Annotated in this window: 24 protein-coding genes; 14 read left to right on the top strand and 10 right to left on the bottom strand. The window is 75.4% G+C overall.

Annotated features, from left to right (window positions below; translation table 11 throughout):
* The first annotated feature begins 120 nt into the window (after window positions 1-120).
* Both ACFVXH_RS06605 and ACFVXH_RS06600 read left to right on the top strand, forming a co-directional pair.
* The gene (locus ACFVXH_RS06605) at window positions 121-651 is read left to right on the top strand and encodes an EF-hand domain-containing protein (RefSeq protein ID WP_375874256.1); all 531 of its coding nucleotides are present in this window, start codon (window positions 121-123) and stop codon (window positions 649-651) included.
* Window positions 652-851: 200 nt separating this feature from the next.
* Window positions 852-1,703: an NAD-dependent epimerase/dehydratase family protein gene (locus tag ACFVXH_RS06600; RefSeq protein WP_387820796.1), complete on the top strand. Its 852-nt coding sequence runs from the start codon at window positions 852-854 to the stop codon at window positions 1,701-1,703.
* A gap of 69 nt (window positions 1,704-1,772) precedes the next feature.
* Here the strand turns inward: ACFVXH_RS06600 and fusA are convergent, their stop codons facing one another.
* From fusA to ACFVXH_RS06580, 4 genes are all read right to left on the bottom strand, one after another.
* The gene (gene fusA, locus ACFVXH_RS06595; RefSeq protein ID WP_387820793.1) at window positions 1,773-3,887 is read right to left on the bottom strand and encodes an elongation factor G; all 2,115 of its coding nucleotides are present in this window, start codon (window positions 3,885-3,887) and stop codon (window positions 1,773-1,775) included.
* A gap of 349 nt (window positions 3,888-4,236) precedes the next feature.
* Complete coding sequence (locus ACFVXH_RS06590; protein ID WP_387820790.1) at window positions 4,237-4,728, bottom strand: hemerythrin domain-containing protein; 492 nt, start codon at window positions 4,726-4,728, stop codon at window positions 4,237-4,239.
* Between the two features lie 153 nt (window positions 4,729-4,881).
* Window positions 4,882-5,475 carry a nuclear transport factor 2 family protein gene (locus ACFVXH_RS06585; RefSeq protein ID WP_387820787.1) on the bottom strand — a complete coding sequence of 198 codons (594 nt, stop codon included), beginning with the start codon at window positions 5,473-5,475 and terminating at the stop codon, window positions 4,882-4,884.
* A 70-nt stretch (window positions 5,476-5,545) separates the two neighbouring features.
* Complete coding sequence (locus tag ACFVXH_RS06580; RefSeq protein WP_387820784.1) at window positions 5,546-6,487, bottom strand: DMT family transporter; 942 nt, start codon at window positions 6,485-6,487, stop codon at window positions 5,546-5,548.
* Window positions 6,488-6,536: 49 nt separating this feature from the next.
* Here ACFVXH_RS06580 and ACFVXH_RS06575 point away from each other — a divergent pair, with 49 nt between their 5' ends.
* The 3 genes from ACFVXH_RS06575 to ACFVXH_RS06565 all read left to right on the top strand — a co-directional run bounded on the left by ACFVXH_RS06575 (window position 6,537) and on the right by ACFVXH_RS06565 (window position 8,474).
* Window positions 6,537-7,115: a MarR family winged helix-turn-helix transcriptional regulator gene (locus tag ACFVXH_RS06575; RefSeq protein WP_380781977.1), complete on the top strand. Its 579-nt coding sequence runs from the start codon at window positions 6,537-6,539 to the stop codon at window positions 7,113-7,115.
* A gap of 24 nt (window positions 7,116-7,139) precedes the next feature.
* Window positions 7,140-7,670 carry a DUF6328 family protein gene (locus ACFVXH_RS06570; RefSeq protein ID WP_380743006.1) on the top strand — a complete coding sequence of 177 codons (531 nt, stop codon included), beginning with the start codon at window positions 7,140-7,142 and terminating at the stop codon, window positions 7,668-7,670.
* 201 nt (window positions 7,671-7,871) lie between these two features.
* Complete coding sequence (locus tag ACFVXH_RS06565; protein ID WP_074006308.1) at window positions 7,872-8,474, top strand: AAA family ATPase; 603 nt, start codon at window positions 7,872-7,874, stop codon at window positions 8,472-8,474.
* Between the two features lie 25 nt (window positions 8,475-8,499).
* Here ACFVXH_RS06565 and ACFVXH_RS06560 read toward each other — a convergent pair whose 3' ends face one another.
* Entirely contained in the window at window positions 8,500-8,895 is a 396-nt protein-coding gene (locus ACFVXH_RS06560; RefSeq protein WP_387820780.1) for a hypothetical protein, read from the bottom strand.
* A gap of 120 nt (window positions 8,896-9,015) precedes the next feature.
* The gene (locus ACFVXH_RS06555; protein ID WP_380744492.1) at window positions 9,016-9,426 is read right to left on the bottom strand and encodes a winged helix-turn-helix transcriptional regulator; all 411 of its coding nucleotides are present in this window, start codon (window positions 9,424-9,426) and stop codon (window positions 9,016-9,018) included.
* Between the two features lie 112 nt (window positions 9,427-9,538).
* Here ACFVXH_RS06555 and ACFVXH_RS06550 point away from each other — a divergent pair, with 112 nt between their 5' ends.
* From ACFVXH_RS06550 to ACFVXH_RS06540, 3 genes are all read left to right on the top strand, one after another.
* Complete coding sequence (locus ACFVXH_RS06550; RefSeq protein WP_387821632.1) at window positions 9,539-10,477, top strand: NADP-dependent oxidoreductase; 939 nt, start codon at window positions 9,539-9,541, stop codon at window positions 10,475-10,477.
* Window positions 10,478-10,977: 500 nt separating this feature from the next.
* Window positions 10,978-11,205: a hypothetical protein gene (locus tag ACFVXH_RS06545; protein ID WP_387820776.1), complete on the top strand. Its 228-nt coding sequence runs from the start codon at window positions 10,978-10,980 to the stop codon at window positions 11,203-11,205.
* A gap of 62 nt (window positions 11,206-11,267) precedes the next feature.
* Window positions 11,268-11,831: a multiprotein-bridging factor 1 family protein gene (locus ACFVXH_RS06540; protein WP_387820773.1), complete on the top strand. Its 564-nt coding sequence runs from the start codon at window positions 11,268-11,270 to the stop codon at window positions 11,829-11,831.
* 31 nt (window positions 11,832-11,862) lie between these two features.
* On the opposite strand, the gene ACFVXH_RS06535 is transcribed toward ACFVXH_RS06540, so the two are convergent.
* Window positions 11,863-12,606, bottom strand: coding sequence for a helix-turn-helix domain-containing protein (locus ACFVXH_RS06535; RefSeq protein WP_074006302.1), 744 nt, complete (start codon window positions 12,604-12,606; stop codon window positions 11,863-11,865).
* 249 nt (window positions 12,607-12,855) lie between these two features.
* Between ACFVXH_RS06535 and ACFVXH_RS06530 the strand changes: the two genes are divergently transcribed.
* The 3 genes from ACFVXH_RS06530 to ACFVXH_RS06520 are packed head-to-tail and all read left to right on the top strand — an operon-like array spanning window position 12,856 to window position 14,796.
* Window positions 12,856-13,521: a DUF4097 family beta strand repeat-containing protein gene (locus ACFVXH_RS06530; protein ID WP_387820770.1), complete on the top strand. Its 666-nt coding sequence runs from the start codon at window positions 12,856-12,858 to the stop codon at window positions 13,519-13,521.
* Window positions 13,522-13,560: 39 nt separating this feature from the next.
* Entirely contained in the window at window positions 13,561-14,406 is an 846-nt protein-coding gene (locus ACFVXH_RS06525) for an alpha/beta fold hydrolase (protein ID WP_387820767.1), read from the top strand.
* A 45-nt stretch (window positions 14,407-14,451) separates the two neighbouring features.
* A complete protein-coding gene (locus ACFVXH_RS06520; protein ID WP_387820764.1) occupies window positions 14,452-14,796 on the top strand; it encodes a hypothetical protein in 345 nt (114 codons plus the stop codon).
* 31 nt (window positions 14,797-14,827) lie between these two features.
* On the opposite strand, the gene ACFVXH_RS06515 is transcribed toward ACFVXH_RS06520, so the two are convergent.
* Window positions 14,828-15,985 (bottom strand): acyltransferase family protein, encoded by a 1,158-nt coding sequence (locus ACFVXH_RS06515; protein ID WP_387820761.1) that lies wholly within the window; start codon window positions 15,983-15,985, stop codon window positions 14,828-14,830.
* A gap of 138 nt (window positions 15,986-16,123) precedes the next feature.
* On the opposite strand from ACFVXH_RS06515, the gene ACFVXH_RS06510 reads away from it, so the two are divergent.
* On the top strand, window positions 16,124-16,774 hold the full coding sequence (locus tag ACFVXH_RS06510) for a GNAT family N-acetyltransferase (protein ID WP_074006297.1): 651 nt from the start codon (window positions 16,124-16,126) through the stop codon (window positions 16,772-16,774).
* A gap of 109 nt (window positions 16,775-16,883) precedes the next feature.
* Here the strand turns inward: ACFVXH_RS06510 and ACFVXH_RS06505 are convergent, their stop codons facing one another.
* Together ACFVXH_RS06505 and ACFVXH_RS06500 are read right to left on the bottom strand one after the other, a co-directional pair.
* Window positions 16,884-17,600, bottom strand: coding sequence for an HAD family hydrolase (locus ACFVXH_RS06505; RefSeq protein ID WP_074006296.1), 717 nt, complete (start codon window positions 17,598-17,600; stop codon window positions 16,884-16,886).
* 37 nt (window positions 17,601-17,637) lie between these two features.
* Window positions 17,638-18,273, bottom strand: coding sequence for a TetR/AcrR family transcriptional regulator (locus ACFVXH_RS06500; RefSeq protein WP_074006295.1), 636 nt, complete (start codon window positions 18,271-18,273; stop codon window positions 17,638-17,640).
* Window positions 18,274-18,433: 160 nt separating this feature from the next.
* On the opposite strand from ACFVXH_RS06500, the gene ACFVXH_RS06495 reads away from it, so the two are divergent.
* Together ACFVXH_RS06495 and ACFVXH_RS06490 are read left to right on the top strand one after the other, a co-directional pair.
* Window positions 18,434-19,135, top strand: coding sequence for an SDR family oxidoreductase (locus ACFVXH_RS06495; RefSeq protein ID WP_380744475.1), 702 nt, complete (start codon window positions 18,434-18,436; stop codon window positions 19,133-19,135).
* Window positions 19,136-19,206: 71 nt separating this feature from the next.
* The gene (locus ACFVXH_RS06490) at window positions 19,207-19,629 is read left to right on the top strand and encodes a tautomerase family protein (RefSeq protein WP_049655321.1); all 423 of its coding nucleotides are present in this window, start codon (window positions 19,207-19,209) and stop codon (window positions 19,627-19,629) included.
* The last annotated feature ends 52 nt before the right edge of the window (window positions 19,630-19,681 follow it).

Below are 19,681 nucleotides of genomic sequence, written 5' to 3'. Positions count from 1 at the left end.
GATCGCCGGTCCCCGGCTGCCGGGACGCCGGGCTCCCGCGCCGCGCCTTCCCGGCCCGCGCGTGTCCCGCCGGTAGCGTGGACCGGCAGAACTTCCCCTGAGAGAACGGATGGTGACGGGATGTCGGACGAGGCGAAGCGCCGTATCTTCGCGATGCTGGACACCGACGGCGACGGCGTGATCTCCCACGACGAGTACCTCGCCCGGGTCGACCGGGCGGCCTCGGCCTTCGGGCGCGGCCCGCACGACCCGCTGGTGGCCGCGGCCCGCGCGACCCACGAGGAGGTCTTCCGGCAGATGGACGGCGACGGGGACGGCGGCGTCACCTTCGAGGAGTACCGCGCCTGGGCCGGTCACGAGGCCTTCGAGGAGACCTGTCGGCCTGCGCTCGGCTCGCTGTTCGACCTCGCCGACGGCGACGGCGACGGGCGTGTGACCCGAGGGGAGTTCGCCCGGCTGCGCGCGGCGAGCGGCAACCCGCCGGAGGGGGCCGCCGCGGCGTTCGACGCCCTCGACACGGGCGGCGAGGGCACCGTGGAGCGCGCCGTCTACCTGGTGGCGATCCACGACTTCCTCACCACCGGCTCCTCCCCCATGGCCGGCGCCTACGGTGACGGCCGCCCCGGCCCGCGGGAGCCCGCCGTCCGCTGACCTGGCTCCCGGCGGTCGGTGCGGGCGTCGGCGGTCGGTGCGGGCGTCGGCAGGTGTCGGCGGCCGGGAGCCCGCCCGGGCGCCCCGTGGCCCCAGCCGGGGATCGGCGGTCCCTGGATCGGGAGGTCTCTGCCGCGCCCCTCGCGCCGCGGGCAGGGTGGTGGGCGTCGGAGGAAGCGACTCCCTGGAGGAGACGGGCGATGGCGAAGATCCTGGTGACGGGCGCGACGGGTTCGGTGGGCAGCCGGCTGGTGCCGCGGCTGGTGCGGTGGGCGGGGGCGGAGGGCTCCTCGGTGCGGGTGCTGGTGCGCGACGCGGCGAGGGCGCGGGGCCTGGACGGGGTGGAGGTGGTGGTCGGCGACCTGTGCGAACAGGGCGACCGGGCGCGGGCGTTGGACGGGGCCGACGTGGTGCTGAACGTGGCGGCGGCGCTGCGCGGGGTGCCGGACGGGACGGCGTGGGCGGTCAACCGGGACGCGGCGGTGGCGCTGGGGAGGGAGGCGGCGAAGGCCGGGGTCGCGCGGTTCGTCCACACCAGTACCAACCTGGTGTACGGGCGGGGGCTGGGCCGCCCCGCCGTGGAGGGCGACCGGACGGCGCCGGATCCGGCGTGGGGGGTGTACGCGGCGTCCAAGGCGCGGGCGGAGGAGGGGCTGCGCGCGCTCGGGGACGAACTGCCGCTGGTGGTGGCCCGGTTGGCGTTCGTGTACGGGGACGGCGATCCGCACCTGGCGCAGTCGCTGAACTGGGCGGCGCACTGGCCCGCGCACCAGCGCCTGGCGGTGGTGCACCACGCGGACGTGGCGCGGGCGCTGTGGCGCGCGGTGACGGTGCCCGGCGTCGAGGGGCGCGCGTACAACGTCGGCGACGACGCGCCGCTGACGGCCTGGGACCTGTACGCGCTCAACGGGCGGGTCCACCCCGGTGGTTCGCCGGACGCCCCGTTCGACCCGTGGGAGGGGCAGGTGTCGACGGCGGCGGCGCGCCGGGAGCTGGGCTGGCGTCCGCTGTACCCGTCGGCGTGGGCGGCGGCCGACGCCGGGGCGCTGTAACGGGGCCGGCCCCGCCGTGGGAAGGCGGGCCCGGCCCCGCCGTGGGGACGGCGGGGCCGGGCGGCGGGCTCAGCCGGCGGGCGTGGGCGCGGGGGCGTAGCCGGCCGGGCGGGTGGTGAAGGTGCCGCGGCCCTGGGTGCGGCCGCGCAGGCGGCCCGCGTAGCCGAACAGTTCGGCGAGCGGGACCAGCGCGCCCACCCGGGCGGTGGCGCCGGGGCCGGGGTCGGTGGAGCGGACGTGGCCGCGGCGGGCGGCGAGGTCGCCGAGGACGGTGCCCAGCGCGTCCTCGGGCACGGTGACCGTCACCTCCGCGACCGGTTCCAGCAGGTGCATCCGCGAGGCGCGCAGGGCCTCGCGCAGGCCGAGGCGGGCGGCGGTGCGGAAGGCGAGCTCGGAGGAGTCCTTGGGGTGGGTGGCCCCGTCGGTGAGGGTGACGGCGACGCCGGTGACCGGGTGTCCGCCGAGCGGTCCTTCGGCCAGGGCGTCGCGGCAGCCCGCCTCGACGGCCTGCACGTACTCGCGCGGCACCCGGCCGCCGGTGACGGTGGAGGCGAAGGCGAACTCCGCTTCGGCGCCGTCCGGCAGGGGGTGGACGTCGAGGACGAGGTGGGCGAACTGGCCGGCGCCGCCGTCCTGTTTGGCGTGCCGGTGGACGAAGCCGGTGACGCCCTCGACGAGGGCCTCGCGCAGGGCGACGCGCGGGCGGCCGACGACCGCCTCGATCCCGCTGTCGCGCCGGACCTTCTCCACCGCGACCTCCAGGTGCAGTTCGCCCAGTCCGGACAGGGTGCGCTGGCCGGTCTCGGGGTCGGTGGCCACGCGCAGCGAGGGGTCCTCCTCGGCGAGCCGGGCGAGGGCGGCGGCCAGCTTGTCGGTGTCGGTGGCGCGGCGGGCCTCGACGGCGACGGTGACGACCGGTTCGGCGCTCACGGGGGCCTCCAGGAGGATCGGGTGGTCGGGGTCGCACAGGGTGGCGCCGACGCGGGTGTGCTTGGGGCCGACGACGGCGACGATGTCGCCGGCGCGGGCGTGGTCGGTCTCGGTGTGGCGGTCGGCCAGGACGGTGAGGATGCGGGCGACGCGTTCGCGGCGGCCGGTGGCGGTGTCGAGCACGGTGGCTCCCTTGTGGAGGGTGCCGGCGTACAGGCGCAGGTGGGTGAGGCGCCCGGTGGGGGCGGCCGTGACCTTGAACGCCAGGGCGGTCAGGGGCTGTTCGGGGTCGGGGTCGCGCTGCTGGGTACGGTCGGCGGAGCGGGTGGGCGGGACGTCGAGCGGGGAGGGCAGGTAGGCGACGGCGGCGTCCAGGAGCGGTTCGATGCCGCGGTTGCGGTAGGCGGATCCGCACAGCACCACGACGGCCTCGCCGGTGCGGGTGAGGTCGCGCAGGGCTGCGGTGAGGGTGGCGGCACCGACGGTTCCGTGGGCGCAGAACTCCTCCAGCGCCCGGGGGTGCAGTTCGGCGACGGCCTCCTCCAGGGCGCGGCGGCGTTCGGCGGCCGGGCCTTCGAGGTGGGCGGGCACCGGGCCGTGCGCCATGGCGCCGTCCTCGTGCCAGGTGAGGGCGCGCAGGTGGACGAGGTCGACGACGCCGGTGAACGACTCCTCGGCTCCGATGGGCAGTTGGACGGCCAGCGGGCGCGGGTGGAGGCGTTCGCGGATCGAGTCGACGGCGGCGTCCAGGTCGGCGCCGGCCCGGTCGAGCTTGTTGACGAAGGCGATGCGCGGCACGCCGTGGCGTTCGGCCTGGCGCCACACCGACTCGCTCTGCGGCTCGACGCCGGCGACCGCGTCGAACACCGCCACCGCGCCGTCCAGGACGCGCAGCGAGCGCTCGACCTCGTCGGCGAAGTCGACGTGGCCGGGGGTGTCGATGAGGTTGATCCGGTGCCCGGCCCAGGCGCAGCTGACGGCGGCGGCGAAGATGGTGATGCCGCGGTCGCGTTCCTGGGGGTCGAAGTCGGTGACGGTGGTGCCGTCGTGGACCTCGCCGCGCCTGTGGGTGGTGCCGGTGAGGTAGAGGATCCGCTCGGTGACGGTGGTCTTGCCGGCGTCGACGTGGGCGAGGATGCCGAGGTTGCGGACGGCGGCGATGCCGGTGGCCGCGGCGGCGGTGCTGCTCGTGGTGGCGGTGCTCGCGGTGATGCTCGCGGTGGTGGTGCTCGCGGTGGTGGTGTGGGTGCGCATGGCCCGGGTGCCTTTCGAGGCGGTCCTGCTGGTGGGTGGGCGCGCGATTCGGCAGTGCCGACGGACCGTCGGATTCGTTGCCACAGGGTGGGCTTACGGCCTCACGGGCCGGTGTCAGACGGTGGCGGCACTGCTCCGGTGCCGGCCGCGCAGCGGGCACCGGGAGAGGCGGGACACCAGGATCACCTCGTACCGCGACGCGGGAGAGGGGGCGGCGGCACTCTGCTTCGGCATGGCCGCCCGCCCCCTCTCCCCATCTCGTACGTCACGGTCGTCGCGTTCGGGCCGCGCGTCGGGGCGCGGCCGCGTGGCGAGTGTAGGGAAGGCGGGCCGGACGGTGCGACGGGTTTTACGGTGCGCGGAAGCGCAGGACCGGTTCGGACCAGCCGTCGTCGCGCACCCCGGCGTCCAGGGCGGCGCCGATGGCCCGTTCCTCGTAGCCGAAGTGGGAGTCCATGATGGCGGCGAGCCCGTCGAGTTCGCGTCCGATCGCCTCCAGGTCGGCGTCGGGCCGTCCGGCGGCCTGGTCGGCGAGGTCGCGCACCCGGGTGAGGATGCCGGTGATGAGGCCGTGGTCCTCGACGAGTTTGGCGATGGTCGGCGCCAGGTCGGGGCGTTCGCGCAGGAGTTGGGCGAACAGGCCGTCGTCCTCGCCCTGGTGGTGGTTGGTCAGGGCGGTGCAGAAGGCCAGGCAGTGGGTGAGGAGCCGGTCGTCGCCGCCGTGCGGGCGGGGCCGGCCGAGGTTCGCGCGCAGGTCGGCGAGGCGGCGGCGCAAGTCCTGGTGCGCGCGGGAGAGTTGCAGGCTGAGGGCGGCCGTACGGCCGGTGGAGGGGGAGGCCACGGGTGGCGGTCCCTTCGGTCGCGCACCTCCATGCCTGACGCGGTCCGTCACCGGCACGCGATGCTCGCGCCAGCAGATCACGTGATCCGCCCGGCGGGCAAGCGGCGGGGCCCCGGCCCAAGTGACGCCCCGGCCGGTGCCCCGGGGCCGCCGTCACGCTCCGCCGGCGAGGTCGCGCAGGGTCGCCCCGGCCTTCGGGGTCAGGACGAGCGGGCCCCTGCCGCTCGTCCACACGGCCCGCACGTCCAGGCTCCGCAGGCGCCAGCCGTCGGGGGTGCGCACCGCCTCGCCGGTGAACGTGCCGCCGACGTCGAAGCGGCCGCCGGGCTCCTCGCCGCGCGCCCGCTGGGTGGAGGCGAGGTGGACGTGCGCCATGACGGCGTTCCAGCGCACCGCGGCCCGGTCCCCGTCCAGGTCGATCATGTGGTTGGCGCCCACGTGCTGGGTCCGCTCGAACTTCCCGAGGGTCGCCTGCTCGGACTCGGCCAGCCCGTCGATGCCCTCGTGGTCCCCCACCGGCGTGGTGATCCGCACGTCGGGGGTGAAGTAGCGCCGCGCCCACGCCTCGTCGAACCGCCCGCCGTCGCGGGGCACCGTGTCGAGGCTGAGCAGGTAGCCGTCGATGAGGCCGGTGATCTCGGCGCGGTCGGTGAGGACCCGGACCCGCTGTTCGAGCGCGGCGAGGTTCGCGGCGATAGTGTCGATGGCGGTGGCGGTGGTGTCGGTGGCGGTGGTGTCGGTGGTCATGGCCCTTGCTCCTCGGGGTCGCCGTGCGCGGCGCGACCCGGTCCGGTCGCGCACCACGGAGGCTAGGACCTCAAGTCGACTTGAGATCAAGGTCCCGGTCCGCTGCTGGGCGGGCCCGCCCGGCAGCGGGCTCGGCGACGGGCTCGGCGGCGGGACGGACAGCGGTTTCGGCGCGCGGCCGCCCGAGCAGGATGCCCGCCACGACCAGCGCCAGCCCCGCGCCCTGGCGCGGCCCGAAGGCGTCGCCGTCCAGCGCCGTGCCCAGCAGCACGCCGGTGAGCGGGTTGAGCAGTCCGAGCAGGCCCACGGTGCCGGCCGGCAGGTGGCGCAGCCCGGCGAACCAGCAGGCGAAGGCGAGCGCGGTGGCGATCACGGTGGTGTAGCCGAAGGCGAGCAGGGTGGGCGCGTCCACCGGCGGGGGCGGGCCCTCGACGGCGGCGGCGAGCGGCAGCAGCACCAGACCGCCCGCGGTCAGCTGCCAGGCGGTGGCGGCGAGCGGGTCGGCGCCCTCGCGCCAGCGGGCGGCCAGCACGTAGCCGACGGAGGAGACCAGCATCGCGGCCGCCGAGGCGCCCAGCCCGGCCCAGCCGATGCCCTCCCCGGGTCCGGCCAGGGCCAGCGCGATGCCGGCCAGGCCCACCACCGCCCCCGCCAGGTGCGCGCGGCGCGGGCGCGGGCCGGCCAGGGCCCAGGCGGTGAGCAGCATGGTCAGCGGGGAGGCGGCCATGACGGTGGCGGCGGCGCTGGTGGGCAGCAGTTGGGAGGCGAGGTAGAGCAGGACGAAGAAGACGGCGGTGTTGAGCAGGCCGAGCAGCGCGCTGCGCCACCACCAGGCGCCGTGCGGGCGGCGGCGGGCGAGGGCGAGGAGCAGCAGGCCGGCGGGCAGGGCGCGCAGGGCGGCGCCCCACAGGGGGTGGTCGGCGGGCAGGTGGGCGTGGGTGACCCAGTAGTTGGCGCCCCAGGCGACGGGGGCGAGGGCGGTGAGCAGGACCCACCGCGTATTGGCTTCCATGGAAGACAATATAGCTTCCTGGGAAGCTATCGGGGGTAGGATGGCGCCCATGGAGCACGGACAGGGACACGGACAGCACGCCGACCACGCGGACCCCACCGACGCCGCGGACCACGTCGCCCGGGTCCAGGCCGAGTGGCGGCGCGAACGCCCCGACCTGGACGTCTCCCCGCAGGCCGTCATCGGGCGCCTGCACCGCCTCGCCGCCCGCCTGACCGCCGAGCTGACCCTCGTCTACCAGCGCTACGGCCTGGGCGAGGGCGAGTTCGACGTGCTCGCCGCGCTGCGCCGGGCCGGCGCCCCGTACGAGCGGGCCCCGGGCGAGCTGGCCGCGCACACGATGGTGACCACCGGGGCGATGACCAAGCGGATCGACCGCCTGGAGCGCGCCGGGCTGGTCACCCGCCGCCCGGCCGCCGACGACCGGCGCGGGCGCGTGGTCGCGCTCACCGAGGCCGGCCGGCGCCTGATCGACGAGGCGTTCACGGCGCACATGCGCAACGAGCACCGGCTGCTGGCCCACCTGAGCCCCGAGGAGGCCGGCGCCCTGCAGGGGTTGCTCACCGTCTGGCAGCAGCGCCTGGACGGCACCGGGGGCGCGGACCCCGGTGCGACGCGCGGGGCCTGACGCCGGGCCGTGGGAAGCTGACGCATGACCAGTGCACCTCCCCCGGACTCCCCCTCGCCCGGCCACCGGTCCGACTCCGCTCCCCCGCCCGGCTGGGGGAACCCGGCCGTGCGCGCCGACCGGCGCCTGGTGGCGATGCTGCAGGAGCTGCGAGTGCTCCAGACCGGCGTGCAGATCGTCTTCGCGTTCCTGCTCGGCGTCGCCTTCACCCCGCGCTTCGCCCAGCTCACCGACGCCCAGCAGGACGTCTACGTCACCACCCTGCTGCTGTCGGTCGTCGCCGCGGCCGTCCTGGCCACCCCCGTCGCCCTGCACCGCGGGCTGTACCGCCACCCGGGCAAGGAGCGGATCGTCGCCGTCTCCGTCCGCGTCGCCCAGGTGGGCCTGCTGCTGCTCGCCTCCGCGCTGACCGGCGCCGTGCTGCTGGTCCTGGACGTCGTCCTCGGCACGGCGCTCGCGGTGCCGATCACCTGCGGCATCGCGCTGATCTTCGCCGTGCTGTGGTTCGGCCTGCCCTGGGCGGTGCGCCGCTCCGCCCGCCGCGACGGGGCCTGACCGGACCCGGGCGCCGCCGTACGGGCCCGTCCGCTGCCGGCCGTTCGCTGCCGCCGCCCGCACCGGGGGTGCGGGCGGCGGACCACGGACCGGGCCGGGGCCGGCTTCCGGGCGCCGGGGGCCGGGCCGGGAGGCGCGCCCTCGGCCGTCTCCCCCACCCCCCGGAGCCCACCCGCGCCCCGGACCGCTTACCGTGCCGGTATGCATACCGACGAAATCCCGTGGGACGTCCTGCTGATCGGCGGGGCCTCCGGCCTCGGCAAGAGCCGCGCCGCCGACCTCCTGCGCGTTCGACACGGCGCGTTCGTCGTCGAGTTCGACGACGTCGTGGCCGCCCTCCAGGCCGCCACCAGCGCGGACAGCCACCCCGGCCTGCACCACTTCTCCGCCGTGCCCGACCCGGACGCGCTGGGCGCCGACCGCGTCCTGGAACTCCAGATCGCCACCGCCCGCGCCCTGGACGACGCGCTGCTCGGCGTCGTGCGCAACCGGCTCACCGTGGACGTGCCCGCGATCGTGGAGGGCGACTACCTCACCCCGGCCGCCGCCGCCCGCGCCGCCGCCGAGGCCGCCGAGCAGGGCCGGCGGGTGCGCGCGGTCTTCCTGCACGAGGACGACCCGCGGAGCATCGGCGCCAACTACGCCGACCGCGAGCCCGACAGCGGCCCGCAGCCCGAACGCGCAGCCGTCAGCGCCCGCTACAGCACCTGGCTCGCCGACCAGGCCCGCGCCCACGCGCTGCCCGTGGTCGAGTGCCGTCCGTACGCCACCCTGCCCGAGCGCCTGGCCGCAGCCCTGGCGTGATCCCCGGGGGCGGCGTGACGGCGGGTCAGCCCTCCTCGATGTCCGAGATCAGCTTGGTGCCCAGGTCGCTCTGCACCGCCAGCCGGGTGTGCCCGGCGTCGGGGCCGGTGCCCCAGGTCAGCGTGACGGTGGTGAACAGGTGCCCGGCGCCGGAGTCGTGGTAGCGCACCTCCCAGCGGGTGGGCACGTCCTGGGCGCGCAGCACGCCGTCGGCGTGGTTGGCCTCCTCCCAGGCCGCCAGCCGCTGTCGGAAGTCCTCGGTGAGGTAGTGGGCGCGCAGTTCGGCGCCCAGGTCGTCGGTGCCGTCGGAGACGGCGTCGATGTAGGCGCCGTAGAAGTCGGCGACCCGGTCCACCGCGGAGTCCGGGCTGCCGCTGCGGACCGCGGAGTCCGCGGCAGTGTCGGTGTCGGTGTCGGTCATGAACGTCCCCATCCGTCAGGGCCGGGGCGTACTGCCGCCCCCGGCCGGTCGGTTCGACCCGTACGCCCAACGAGCCGCCCCGCCGGAGGTTGCGCCCGGACCGTCCCCGGTCTCCCCGGGTCATTCCGGTGTCCGGTGGTCCTCGTCGTACGCGGCGCGGGCCGCCAGCACCTGGGGCATGTGGCTCTCCGCCCAGTCCTTGATCTGCCGGACGAGCGGCAGCAGGTCGCGCCCGAGCCCGGTGAGCTCGTAGTCGACGCGGGCGGGCACCCCGGCGGTGACGGTGCGGCTGACCAGACCGTCGCGTTCCAGGGCGCGCAGGGTCTGGGTGAGCATCTTCTCGCTCACCCCGGCCAGGCGCCGGCGCAGGTCGCTGTAGCGCAGCGGCCCGTCGGCGAGGGCGGAGACGAGCAGGCTGACCCACTTGTCGCCGATCCGGTCCAGGAGTTGGCGGGCCGGGCACCAGGCGAGGTAGGCGTCGTAGGCGGCGGCCTCGGCGGCGCGGCGCCGGGCGGCGGTCGTGGTGGGCATCGGCCCACTCTCCTTTCCGTGCGGTACGCACCTTCGGGTGCGTCCTTCCCCATGGAGAGTAACTCTCCTTAGGTTGGGTGGAGTTGCCGATTCGTGAGGGGTGGGTGTCGTGATGCGTGCCGTGGTGGTGCGGGAGTTCGGCGGTCCCGAGGTGCTGGAGCTGGTGGAGGTGGCGCTGCCGCGGCCTGGCCGCGGGCAGGTGCGGGTGCGGGTGGCGGCGGCCGGGGTCAACCCGGTGGACGCGGTCACCCGCTCCGGGGTGCTCGCCGGGGCCGGGCTGATGGCCCCGCGCGCGGTGACCGGCATCGGCTGGGACGTGGCCGGCACGGTGGACGCGGTGGGACCTGAGGTGACCCGATTCTCGCTCGGACAGCGGGTGGTGGGCCTGCGCGACCGCCTGGACACCGACCTCGGCACCTACGCCGAGCACGTCGTCCTGGACGCGGACGCCCTCGCCCCCGCCCCGGCCGGCGCCACCCTCGCCCAGGCCGCGACCCTGCCGCTCAACGGCCTCACCGCGCTACAGGCCCTGGACCTGCTCGACCTGCCGGCCGGCTCCACCGTCCTGGTCACCGGCGCGGCGGGCGGCGTCGGCGGCTTCGCCGTCGAACTGGCCGCCCTGCGCGGCCTGCGGGTGGTCGCGCTCGCCGGGCAGGACGACGAGCCGCTGGTGCGCGACCTGGGCGCCGAGTGGTTCGTGCCGCGCACGGCACCCGATGTGGCCGCCGCCGTACGGGAGTCGGTGCCCGGCGGGGTCGACGGCGCCGTCGACGCCGCTCTGCTGGGCATACGGGCCCTGGGCGCGGTACGCGGCCGCGGCGCCTTCGTCGCGGTCGCGGCCGGCAGCGCCCCGGTGCCCCTGCGCGGCATCCGGGTCGCCAACGTGTGGATCACCGCCGACGGCCCGGCGCTGGCCCGCCTGTCCGGCCTCGCCGCCGACGGCCACCTCACCCTGCGGGTCGCCGACACCCTCCCGCTCGCCGACGCCGCCGACGCCCACCGCCGCCTGGAGGCCGGAGGCCTGCGCGGGCGGCTGCTCCTGACACCCTGACCGGCCGAGGGAACGAGGAGAAGGCCTGCTCCCGGAACGGGGGCAGGCCTTCTCCAATGTGATCCGCGTCACGGCGGGGCTGCGGCAACAGCGCTCCGCCCGGGGAGACCGTCCGGGTTGAGGGGAAGGGCTCTCGGATCGCAACTCTTGCATTCGGCGGCGCCGCGACCAAGCCGGCCGGACGGCTTCGGACACTCCCGGACGCTGGACCACTCCGAGCAGGCGTGATCCCGGCGGCCTGCCCGACGGCGCCCGGACGATCTCGGACAGTCCCGGACGGCTTCGGACACGCGGGCGCCGGCGGCGTGGCGATGGTGTCCGAATCTGTCCCGACAGTCAGTCACATCGACTCTTGCAATGCCTGGTTGCCGCCGGAGGAGCCGCAGGCGGGAACTTGCGCCACGCCTCGCGGCCCGCGCATGATCTGGCCCAACCACCCGCCGGGTGGCCCAGGGGACGGCAATCCCCACGTCCGGGTTGAGGGTTCAGAAGGGACCACTGTGCTGCTCGAACTCCGATGCGCGGTGCGGCGCACGCCGCCGCCCGCCACCCCGCCCGCCGAGGGCTCCGGCCTGCGGCGGGCCGCGTTGTCCGCGGCGTTCCTCGCGGTCGCCCTGGCCGGCGTCATCGCCCTGATCGTCCTCGGGTACGCCGTCGAGGCGCTGGTGACCGTCATCGTCACCGCCGCCGTCGAGGCCTCCGGCACGGCCGTGCGGGGGCGGCGATGACCGCACGCGAGGAGCTCGCGCACGAGCTGCAGAAACACCGTCGATCCGTTTCCGAGCGGTCCATGGAAGAGCTCGCACACAGGGCCGAGATGGATGCCGCCACCGTGTACGAGATCATCCGGGGACGCCTCCTGCCCTCGGAGGAAGAGCTGCGAGCGCTGCTGAAGGCGATGGACGTGGGTGCTCGCGCCCAGCAGCGCGCGCTGCTCCTTCACCAGGAAGCGATGGCGGAACTCCGCACCCGTATGCGGATGCCCACCAGGACGCCGCCCGCCGCCGACTGGCGCGTACCGGTCCCGCCCGCCGGCGAACCCGATCCCGTGCTGTTCTCCACCGTGCAGGAGTTCGTCGCGGGCCTGGAGGACGTCAGGGTCTGGGCGGGCGAGCCGTCACTGCGCCACCTGGAGGAGCGCAGCGCGCGGCTGCACCAGCAGCGGCAGACCGCCTACGGCAAGGTCCTGCGGCGCAGCACGATCTCCGACATGCTCAACGCGACGTCCCTTCCGCAGATGGAGAAGGTGCGGCACTTCCTGCAGATCTGCGGGGTGCGGGACATCGACGCGTGGGTGTACACGTGGCGGCGGGTGCGGACGATCGAGAAGGCCGCGCTGCGCCGGGCGGCCTGACCCTTCACGGCCCCGGAGTGCGGTCGACGTCCTACTCCGGGGCCTCGTCCCCGGTGGTGGTCGTCGCGGGTTTGGTGTGGAGGACTTCGCGGGCCTGTTCGGCGGCGCGGACGATGCTTTCGCTGATGAAGTCGAGGAAGCGGGCGATGTTCTCCAGGCGGACGGCGGCGGGGGTGCCGGGGCCGAGGACGGCGACGCCCTGGCGGGCGGTCTCGATGACCCTGTCGTTGGCGCGGGCGCTGGCGATGACGGCCTGGTAGTAGAGCTCGTCGTCGACGATGTAGCGGTCGCGGCGGCGTTCGTCGCGTTCGCGGCGTACCAGGCTCTGGCTCTCCAGGAAGGCGATGGCCTTGGAGATGGAGGCGGGGCTGACCTGGAGGCGTTGGGCGAGTTCGGCGGCGGTGAGGCTGCCGGCGTCGGTGGTGGACAGGCAGGTGACCACGCGGGCGCCCATCCGGTTGAGGCCGGAGCCCATGAGGACGGTGGTGAGCTGTTCCTCGTAGGCGGCCACGGCCTCGTCGTCGCGGCCGTGGGGGTGGGTGCCGGGCCGTGGGCCGGCCGTGGGGGCGGGGCGGCGGCGCTGGGCGCGGTGTTCGGTGGCGCGGTGGGCGAGGTCGGCGCGGTAGGCGACGGGGCCGCCGTTGCGCATGACCTCGCGGGTGACGGTCGAGGTGGGGCGTTCCAGGCGTCGGGCGATCTCGGCGTAGGGGAGGCTGTCGGCCAGCCCCAGTGCGATCTGCCGGCGTTCCTGCTGGGTGAGCCTGCCTCCCGGCATCGCGTTCTCCTCGGTGGTGGTGGCCGTGTGGTTCCCGGTCGGCCCCCACCTTAGCGTTCACCTTCAGACCATTGCAATGATCGGGGTGGCGTCCGTTGCGTTACCTGTGCGTCCGTTGCAACAGTTTCCCGCCATTCACCTGCCATGACGCTACTTTGACGCAACGAACTAGTTGCCGAGATCTTGAAAGCAACGTAGCGTTTCCAATGTCGGAAACACCGATGGAACGAAACCGCACAGGAGCGCAGCATGCAGAAGTTCGCCACCCCCGCCCCGGTCACCGTCGTCCTGGACATCCCCGGCGGGCGCGTGCGGTTCATCGCCGCCGAGCGCGTCGACACCACCGTCGAGGTCCGGGCCGCCGAGCCCGGCAAGGGCCGCGACGTCCGGGCCGCCGAGCAGACCGCCGTCGCCTACGAGGACGGCGTCCTGCGGATCGTCACCTCCGCGACCGGAAGCCAGCTGCTCGGCCCCACCGGCTCCCTGGAGGTCACCGTCCAGCTGCCGGCCGGCTCCGCCGTACGGGGCAAGGCCGCGGCCGCCGAACTGCGCGTCGTCGGCCGCCTGGGCGACGTCGCCTTCGACGGCGCGTACCGCCACACCAAGGTCGACGAGGCGGCGAGCCTGCACCTGAGCGCCGTCGACGGCGACGTCGAGGTCGGCCGCCTCGGCGGGCCCGCCCGGATCAGCACCACCCGGGGCGACATCCGCGTCACCGAGGCCCACCGGGGCACCGTCGAGCTGAGCACCCAGTCCGGGAGCATCACCGTCGGCGCCGCCGCCGGGGTCTGCGCCGCACTGGACGCCGGCACCGGCCACGGCCGCGTCGCCAACTCCCTGCGCAACGACGGCGCCACCGTGCTCGACATCCGCGCCACCACCTCCCACGGCGACATCACCGCCCGCAGCCTCTGACCCCGTCCCGGGGCCCGACACCCGTCCAAGGGGGACACCATGACGAACAGCACCGCACCCGCGACCGGCCCTGCCCCGTGGACCGGCCTGGTGCCGGTCGACGACACCGCCCTGGCCGCCACCGACACCGGCGGCCCCGGCCTGCCCGTGCTCTACCTCAACGGCCAGTTCGCCACCCAGGGCTACTGGCGGCGCGTCCTCGCCGACCTCGGCCCGGGCCTGCGGCACATCACCTACGACGAGCGGGCCCGCGGCCGGACGTCGAAGCGCTCCGCGGACTACTCCTTCGAGGCCGCCGTCCGGGACGTCGACGCCGTCCTCGCGGCCCGCGGCGTGCGGCGGGCCCTGCTGGTGGGCTGGTCCTACGGGGCGTTCGTCGCCGCGCACTGGGCCTCGCGCAACCCGGGCCGCGCCGTCGGCGCGGTCCTGGTGGACGGCGCGCTGCCCTACGACTGGCTGACCGAGGAGCTGGAGCGGCGCATCCGCACGCAGTTCCGGCGGTGGGCGCCGCTCATGGCGCTGGCCCGCCCCACCGGCCTGACCCCGCGGATGACCCACCGGCAGATGTCGGAGTCCAACATCGAACTCGGCAGGATCGGCAGCGCCGCCGCACTGGGCCCGGTGCTGGACGCCATCACCGTCCCGACCCGGTACGTGATCGCCTCGGGGACCTCGCTGGGCAGCAAGGGCGACGAGCAGGAGCTGATCCGCGCGGCCCTGCCGGCGGTCACCGCGCGCAACCCGCACATCCGGATCAGCGCGAAGGTGCCCAGCAACCACGGCGCGATCCTGAAGAAGGACTTCCGCGCCATCGCCGACGCGGTGCGCGAGGTCACCGCCCTCGACGCCCTCAACGCCCCCGACCGCCCCGCCACCGGCCGCTGACGGCCCGTCCGCCGGCCCTGCCGTGGTCGCGGCGATCATGGGGGCATGTCAGCGATCACGACCATCCTGCTCAGCCCCGGCGGCTGGGCGGACGACGACGACGTCGTCGCCGAGCTCAACGCGCGCCTCGCCCCGCTGAGCCCCGACCTGCCCGGCCGCTGGAGCCTGCGGAACATCTCCACCGAGGGCCACGCCTGGGGCGGCACGAAGCGGCCTCCCCACCTCTACGGCGGCGCCCTGAACCACCTGCCGTTCGCCGAGTTCGCCCGGATCGCCGCGCGGCTCCCCTGGTCGGACCCCGAGCAGTTCCAGCTGCTCGTCATGGGGGACGGCGAAGGCCGCTTCCGGACACTCACCCTGGCCGACCTGCGGGCCTGGCCGACGGACTGAACGGCGCGCCCCTCGCCCGTACCGCCGCTCCTCAGCCGGCTCCCGCCGCCCGGCCGGCGAGGCGCCGTACCGCGGGGCGCTCGACCAGGGCGTGACTGAGGGCCCCGGCGGCCAGGGTCGCGCCGAAGGCGGCGACGGTCAGCAGGGCGGCGAGCGGCGCGGGGTAGGTGCGGTCGCCGAACAGCAGGGGGCGGCCGTGGAAGAGGACGACGCCCTGGCAGAGGTAGAAGCCGAAGGAGACGGCGCCCAGCCACTGGGCCGGGCGGCGCGGCGGCGGGTCCCCGGCGCCGCGCCGCAGGTCGTGCTGGGCGGCGGCGCAGATGACCAGCGCGAGCGGCAGGACCATCGGCAGGACGAAGTCGTAGGGCGAGGGGACGGCGAGCGCGAGCGCGTAGGCGGGCGCCACCAGGAAGGCGGCGGCGGCCAGGGGGACGCGCGGGGCGCGGCCGGCGGCGACGGCGCGGGCCAGCAGCATGCCGAGGACGAACTCCGGCAGCCGGGCCGGCGGGAAGAGGTAGCCGAACCACAGCTGGTCGAGGGAGACGGGCAGTTGGGGGATCCGGGGCCGGTCGGACAGCAGGACCGCGTCGGCTCCCGCGACGGCCGCGGCGGCCAGCAGGGCGGCGGCCAGGGCCGGGAGCAGGGCGCGTGCGGGCAGGCACCGTACGGCGCGGTGCAGGAGCGGGAAGAGCAGGTAGAACAGGGCCTCGCAGCACAGCGACCAACTGGGCATGTTCATCCCGGAGTTGATGTCCGGGTCGGGCGAGTAGGCGTGGACGAGCAGGAGGTTGGGCAGCCAGGTGCGCACCGGGGCGGCCCAGGCGAACAGGAGGGCGGCGGCGGCCCACATCGCCAGGTGGCTGGGGTAGATCCGGGCCAGGCGCCGGCGCCAGAACGCGGCGGGGCGCTCGCGCTCGCGCGCGGACCAGGTCAGGACGAAGCCGCTGAGGACGAAGAAGAACGAGACCCCGACGTAGCCGGCCTTGGAGGTGGCGTGGGCGAGGGCGGCGGCGAGGCGGGGGTCGGCGAAGAAGCCGAGCGGGGCGCCGGGGTGCAGCGGGTCGGCGACGAGGAAGGCGTGGAAGAGGAAGACGGCGAGGGCGGCGGCGAAGCGCAGGGAGGTGAGGGTGGGCAGGCGGTGCGGGGGTGGCGGTCCTCCGACCAGCCGAGTATCACTTCGTGCGCTCATCGCACGACTGTAGGTGACGGCGCGTCAAGTCGGGCCGCCGCCGCTGTCCCCCGGGAGGTGGATTCGGGGCGGAGGCGGACGTGAAGGCGAGGTGGAAATGGCGGTGCGCGGCGCGGTCGGGCTGGGCACACTGGCTCGATGATCATCGACCACTGGCCCCTGCGGGGGCTGCGCGTGTCCTCGCCCCGCCTGGAGCTGCGCCTGCCCACCGAGGACGAACTCGCCGAGGTGGCCGACGTCGCCGCCCGCGGCGTCCACCCGCCCGAGGAGCGCCCGTTCCTGACGCCGTGGGGCGAGCTGCCGCCGGCCGAACGGGCCCGGCACGTGGTGCAGTTGCACTGGCGGCGGCTGGGGCGCTGGAGCGCCCAGGACTGGGCGCTGAACCTGGTGGCCTTCCACGAGGGGCGCCCGGTGGGCATCCAGGACATGCGCGCCAAGGAGTTCGGCGTGCGGCGCGAGATCGTCTCGGGCTCCTGGCTCGGCCTGGAGTTCCAGGGCAAGGGCCTGGGCACCGAGATGCGCGCCGCGATGCTCCACCTGGCCTTCGCGGAGCTGGGGACGCGGTCGGCGAGGTCGCTGTCCTTCGCCGACAACCACTCCTCCCTGGCCGTCTCGCGCCGGCTCGGCTACCGCGGCGACGGCATCGACCGCGACGTCCTGGACGGGCGGGTGGTGGTCTCCCAGCGCCTGCGCCTGACCCCCGAGGCCTGGGCCGGGCACGCCCGCACCCCGGTCACCGTCACCGGCCTGGACGAGGGCTGCCGCGCCCTGTTCGGCCTCGACGACTGAGCACCCGACCGGGACGCCCGCGCGCGGGACGAGCGGCGCAGCGCGCCCACTCCCCCGCGACGCGGGAAGTCGGCCCGGCCGACTTCCCGCGCGACCGGGCGGCCCCGGCTCAGGTCCGCAGGGCGGCGGGCAGTTCGGCCAGGGTGTGCAGGACGTGGATGCCGTCGTCGACCGGGGTGCGGGAGGCGGCGCGGTCGAGCCAGAAGGGGCGCAGGCCGGCGCCCCGGGCGCCGAGGGCGTCCAGGTCGTACCTGTCGCCGACGTAGGCGACCTCGTGCGGGGGCAGGCCCAGGCGGGCGCAGCCGGTCAGGAAGATGGCGGGGGCGGGTTTGGCCTCGCCGGGCCGGTCGGAGCCGACGAGGGCGGTGTCGGCGAAGTGGTGCAGCAGGCCGGTGGCGTGGAGTTTGGGGCGCTGCTGGTCCATCGGGGCGTTGGAGACGATGCCGAGCCGGTGGGTGGGGGCGAGGGCGGCGAGGACGGGGGCGGCGTCGGGGAAGGCGGTCCAGGCGGCGTCGCGGTGGGCGGTGTAGCCGGCGAACCAGGCGGTGGCGGCCTCGTCGGGCATGGCGGCGGTGTCCTCGCCGAGGCGGGCGAGGAAGCGGCGGACGCGTTCGCGCTGCTGGCCGGTGAAGGTGAGCTCCCCGGCCAGGAAGCGGGCGTACTGCTCGTCCAGGATCTCGCGCCACAGCGCCACCGCCGTCTGCGGGTCGGGGACGCGGCGCAGGAGGTCGAGGTGGCGCAGGTGGGCGAGGATGCCCGCCCGTTCCGAGCCCGAGTAGTCGAACAGGGTGTCGTCGACGTCGAAGAGCACGCCTCTGATCGGCACGGTCCGTCCTTTCGCCAGGTCCACGTACGTACGGACCCTACGCGGTCGCCGGCTCCCCGCTCCCGTTTCCGTCCCCGTCCCCGTCCCCGTCCCCGTATCCGTCGTCGACGGCCAGGCGGTGGCGGGCGGCGGCCAGGAACTCCCCGGACAGGTCGGGGTCCTGGCTCGCCCGGGCGAGCAGCAGTGCTCCGACCATGGTGGACAGGTCGGCGAGCGCCTCCTGCCGTTCGGCGGGTTCGGGCAGGGCCGCCAGGGCGTCGACGAGGTCGCGCAGTCCGGCGGTGTAGGCGGTGCGCAGCGGGGTGCCGGGTTCGGTGCGGGCGGCGTCGGCGGCGAGGGCGGCGGCGGCGCAGCCGTGGCCGGGGTGGTCGCGGTGGAGTTCGGACAGGTAGCGGTGGAGGAACTCGGCGCGGGGGGTGCGCCGGGCGGGCGGCTGGTCGGCGAGTTGTTCCATGGCGTCGCGCCGTTCGGTGAAGGCGGCGGTGAGGGCCTCGGCGAGGAGGTCGTCCTTGGAGGCGAAGTGCCGGTAGAAGCCGCCGTGGGTGAGTCCGGCGGCGGCCATCGCCTCGGGGACGCTGACCTGGTCGGCGCCCTTCTCCCGGATCAGGCGGGCGGTGTGGTCGACGACCCGGCTGCGGGTGCGTTCGGCCTCGGCGCGGGACACGCGGGGCATGCCGCGGCTCCTTCCCTCTCGTACGACGCGTGGTGCGTCCGGTCGGTGCTTCCACTTGGTGCGTCCACTTTCCCATCCCCTTTAGATGATGGTAATAATCTAAATGCTGCGGCACCCGCCGGCGACGGCCGGTGCCGCCCCGAGAGCGAGGAGATGCACCATGACCGTGATCGAAGGCTCCACCGCCCTGGTCACCGGAGGTCGCCGGGGCCTGGGCCGGGCGTTCACCGCGGAGCTGCTGGCCCGCGGCGCGAAGAAGGTCTACGCCACCGCCCGCACCCCCGACACCAGCGAGGACCCGCGCGTGGAGGTCCTCGCGCTGGACGTCACCGACGACGCCTCGGTGGCCGCCCTCGCGGCCCGCGCCGACGACGTCGACATCGTCTTCAACAACGCCGGCGTCCTGTACCCGGCGCCGCTGCTCAGCGCCGACCTCGCGCTGGTCCGGGACACCTTCGAGACCAACGTGCTCGGCCCGCTGCGCATCGCCCAGGCCTTCGCCCCGGTGCTGGCCGCCCGCGGCGGCGGCGCGCTGGTCGACATCCACTCGCTGCTGTCCTGGGGCGCCGGGGCCGGGGCCTACGGGGCCTCCAAGGCCGCGCTGTGGTCCCTGACCAACTCGCTGCGCCTGGAGCTCGCCGCCCAGCGCACGCAGGTCGTCGGCGTGCACCTGGGCTTCGCGGACACCGAGATGGTCGCGGCCGTCCCGGTCGACAAGATCCCGCCCGCCGAGGTGGCCCGCGCCGTCCTGGACGGCGTCGAGCGCGGCGACCACGAGGTGCTGGTCGACGACGCCACCCGGGCCCTGAAGGCCGCCCTGTCGGGCCCCGTGGACGACCTGGCCGTCCTCGGCCGCCGCTGACACCCCGGCAGGACCACCGGCAGGACCGCCGCCGCAAGCCCCGACCCGACCGACGACCAGGAGGAACCGCCATGCCCCTGTGGCACGTCTACCACCCGCCCGGCACCTATGACCCCGGGCAGAAGAAGCAGCTCTCCACCGACATCACGGGCTTCTACACCCGCTTCGGACTGCCGAAGTTCTACGTGGTGGTCCTCTTCCACGAGGTCGCCGCCGACTCCTTCCACGTCGGCGGCGAACCGCACGGCGCGGCCGTACGGGTTGTGGTCGAGCACATCGCCCGCCACACCGAGGACCCGGACCTGCGCAGGCGCACCCGCGAGGCGCTCGCCGCCCTCCTCGCGCCCCACACCACCGACCGCGGCCTGTACTGCGAGTTCCACGTCGACGAGACGCCGCGGAACCTGTGGATGATCGACGGCCTCACCCCGCCCCCGGAGCAGAGCGAGACCGAGAAGCTGTGGGCCCGGGAGAACCGCCCGCTCCCGTACTGACGCGTCCGCGCCCGCACCGACACCGCCACCGTCGACCCCGACGGTGGCGGTG

This window comes from Kitasatospora sp. NPDC058184, from assembly GCF_042883725.1.
GTDB lineage: Bacteria > Actinomycetota > Actinomycetes > Streptomycetales > Streptomycetaceae > Kitasatospora.
Note: the sequence above shows the minus strand (reverse complement) of the source record. Positions and strands in the feature narration are given on the sequence as shown.

What these genes read in the sequence shown, in the direction of transcription:
- ACFVXH_RS06555 (WP_380744492.1), bottom strand. Translation starts at nt 9,426, where the DNA reads ATGCCCACCACGACCGCCGCCCGGCGCCGCGCCGCCGAGGCCGCCGCC.
- fusA (WP_387820793.1), bottom strand. Translation starts at nt 3,887, where the DNA reads ATGCGCACCCACACCACCACCGCGAGCACCACCACCGCGAGCATCACC.
- ACFVXH_RS06605 (WP_375874256.1), top strand. Translation starts at nt 121, where the DNA reads ATGTCGGACGAGGCGAAGCGCCGTATCTTCGCGATGCTGGACACCGAC.
- ACFVXH_RS06575 (WP_380781977.1), top strand. Translation starts at nt 6,537, where the DNA reads ATGGAGCACGGACAGGGACACGGACAGCACGCCGACCACGCGGACCCC.
- ACFVXH_RS06515 (WP_387820761.1), bottom strand. Translation starts at nt 15,985, where the DNA reads ATGAGCGCACGAAGTGATACTCGGCTGGTCGGAGGACCGCCACCCCCG.
- ACFVXH_RS06550 (WP_387821632.1), top strand. Translation starts at nt 9,539, where the DNA reads ATGCGTGCCGTGGTGGTGCGGGAGTTCGGCGGTCCCGAGGTGCTGGAG.
- ACFVXH_RS06490 (WP_049655321.1), top strand. Translation starts at nt 19,207, where the DNA reads ATGCCCCTGTGGCACGTCTACCACCCGCCCGGCACCTATGACCCCGGG.
- ACFVXH_RS06570 (WP_380743006.1), top strand. Translation starts at nt 7,140, where the DNA reads ATGACCAGTGCACCTCCCCCGGACTCCCCCTCGCCCGGCCACCGGTCC.
- ACFVXH_RS06500 (WP_074006295.1), bottom strand. Translation starts at nt 18,273, where the DNA reads ATGCCCCGCGTGTCCCGCGCCGAGGCCGAACGCACCCGCAGCCGGGTC.
- ACFVXH_RS06530 (WP_387820770.1), top strand. Translation starts at nt 12,856, where the DNA reads ATGCAGAAGTTCGCCACCCCCGCCCCGGTCACCGTCGTCCTGGACATC.
- ACFVXH_RS06510 (WP_074006297.1), top strand. Translation starts at nt 16,124, where the DNA reads ATGATCATCGACCACTGGCCCCTGCGGGGGCTGCGCGTGTCCTCGCCC.
- ACFVXH_RS06520 (WP_387820764.1), top strand. Translation starts at nt 14,452, where the DNA reads ATGTCAGCGATCACGACCATCCTGCTCAGCCCCGGCGGCTGGGCGGAC.
- ACFVXH_RS06560 (WP_387820780.1), bottom strand. Translation starts at nt 8,895, where the DNA reads ATGACCGACACCGACACCGACACTGCCGCGGACTCCGCGGTCCGCAGC.
- ACFVXH_RS06585 (WP_387820787.1), bottom strand. Translation starts at nt 5,475, where the DNA reads ATGACCACCGACACCACCGCCACCGACACCACCGCCACCGCCATCGAC.
- ACFVXH_RS06540 (WP_387820773.1), top strand. Translation starts at nt 11,268, where the DNA reads ATGGAAGAGCTCGCACACAGGGCCGAGATGGATGCCGCCACCGTGTAC.
- ACFVXH_RS06580 (WP_387820784.1), bottom strand. Translation starts at nt 6,487, where the DNA reads ATGGAAGCCAATACGCGGTGGGTCCTGCTCACCGCCCTCGCCCCCGTC.
- ACFVXH_RS06535 (WP_074006302.1), bottom strand. Translation starts at nt 12,606, where the DNA reads ATGCCGGGAGGCAGGCTCACCCAGCAGGAACGCCGGCAGATCGCACTG.
- ACFVXH_RS06600 (WP_387820796.1), top strand. Translation starts at nt 852, where the DNA reads ATGGCGAAGATCCTGGTGACGGGCGCGACGGGTTCGGTGGGCAGCCGG.
- ACFVXH_RS06495 (WP_380744475.1), top strand. Translation starts at nt 18,434, where the DNA reads ATGACCGTGATCGAAGGCTCCACCGCCCTGGTCACCGGAGGTCGCCGG.
- ACFVXH_RS06565 (WP_074006308.1), top strand. Translation starts at nt 7,872, where the DNA reads ATGCATACCGACGAAATCCCGTGGGACGTCCTGCTGATCGGCGGGGCC.
- ACFVXH_RS06525 (WP_387820767.1), top strand. Translation starts at nt 13,561, where the DNA reads ATGACGAACAGCACCGCACCCGCGACCGGCCCTGCCCCGTGGACCGGC.